This window comes from Saccharopolyspora sp. 6M (assembly GCF_020176775.1).
GTDB classification, from domain to species: Bacteria; Actinomycetota; Actinomycetes; order Mycobacteriales; family Pseudonocardiaceae; genus Saccharopolyspora_C; species Saccharopolyspora_C gregorii.
In genome coordinates, this window is sequence record NZ_JAIUJZ010000344.1 from 1 (window position 1) to 1,551 (window position 1,551).

At 74.0% G+C, this 1,551-nt stretch carries 1 protein-coding gene; it reads right to left on the reverse strand.

Translation table 11 applies throughout. The features are described from left to right. Positions 1-371 precede the first annotated feature (371 nt). Positions 372-1,551, reverse strand: a 1,180-nt coding sequence (locus LCD31_RS28730) for a GH25 family lysozyme (RefSeq protein ID WP_224963316.1), incomplete at its 5' end; no start/stop codon positions are given.

The window sequence follows — 1,551 nt, forward strand, 5'->3', positions numbered from 1 at the left end:
TCGCAGACGGTGTCGGAGACCGCGCCGCAACTGCCCTGAGTCGAGGGTTCCGCCCGAGGTGATCTCGACCGCGGTGGCCGGGGGGGGGGGGGGCCCCCCCCGCGCGCGGGGGGGGGGGCCCCCCCCCCGCCGCGGGCCGGGCGCCGGCCCCCCGCGGGGGGGGGGGCGGCGGGGGGCCGGGTTTCGGGATCCGGAGCCGAGGGGCGGCGCCGGGGTTCTTCGGGTGGCCGGTCCTCGGTCGGGTGGCCGGATCTTCGGGGTGGCCGCGCGGCGGGGTTCTTCGGGGTGGCGTGCGGCCGGGGTCTTCGGTCCTCTCCACCGGCCGGGGCTGCGGGACGGGCCGTTCGGGGGAACGGCCCGCGCCCGGGGGATCAGTCCTCGGCCAGCTTCTTCAGGTCGCCGACGCTGCCCTGGAAGTGGTTCTGGTCGACCGAGCCGTTCACGCCGGAGACGCTGCCGTCCTCGGTGTACTGCCAGAAGTTCCAGTCCTTGAAGCCCTTGGGCACGGTGGGCTCGTCGACGCCGTAGGAGGCGAGCCACAGCGGGTGGTCCGAGTAGCTGTCGGTGCCGCCCATGCACTCGTTCCAGAACGAGGGGTTGGCGTAGATGATCGGGTCGGTCCCGGTCTCGGCCTTCACCTTGCCCGTGAAGGTGTCGGTCCACTCGTGCATCTCCGGCACGGACAGGCCGTAGCAGCCACCGCCGGACGGGTCGACCTCCAGGTCGAGCACCGGGGGCAGGCTCTTGCCGTCCCGCTGGTAGTCGGCCACCTTCAGCAGCTTGTCGGCCTGCGCCTCGGCGGACTCGTCGGGGCGGGCGAAGTGGTACGGCGCGGCCAGCAGGCCGGCGTCCTTCGCGCCGTGGTACTGCTCGGCGTACTTGGGGCTGGTGAAGTCGGTGCCGTCGGTGGCGAGCACGAACGTGAAGTTCTGCCCGGACGCGGCGACCTTCTTCCAGTCCACGGATCCGTTGTGGTTCGAGACGTCGATGCCCTTGGCGGGCGGGCCGGGCACCGGGCCCGAGTCCTCGTCGGAGTCGTCGTCGGGGGTCTCGTCGAACAGGTCCGCCGGGTTCTGACCGGCCTGGTTCGAGGACGCGGGGATGTCGTCCACGTGCGCGGCGGCGCGGACGTCGTCGTGCGTACCGGTGCTCACGCTGAGCACCGCGACGCCCACCACGCCCAGCGCGGCGAGTCCGGCACCGGCCTTCATGGCCCGCAGCCGCGGCTGCTGGGTGCGGTGCTGCCCGCCGTGGCCCTGCTCGCGGAACTTCGCGGCGGCGCGGTCGGCCCAGGGTCCGACGGTCTGCTCGACGCGGCGACCGGCGGTGGAGTTCCGCGCCTTGCTCAGCAGCGGCAGCACCGCCAGCCACAGCCGGCGCAGCAGCGGCAGGATCTTCTGCCAGACCTGGTGGGCGTAGGGCCGCACCCGGTCCACACCGGAACGCACCGCGCGGTCGGCGCCCAATGCCGTGTCCCGCCATGCGTTGCTGTTCGCCGAAGCGGCCCGCGTCGTCTCGGGGGTCTGGTTCTCGGGGGTCGGGGTCTCGGGG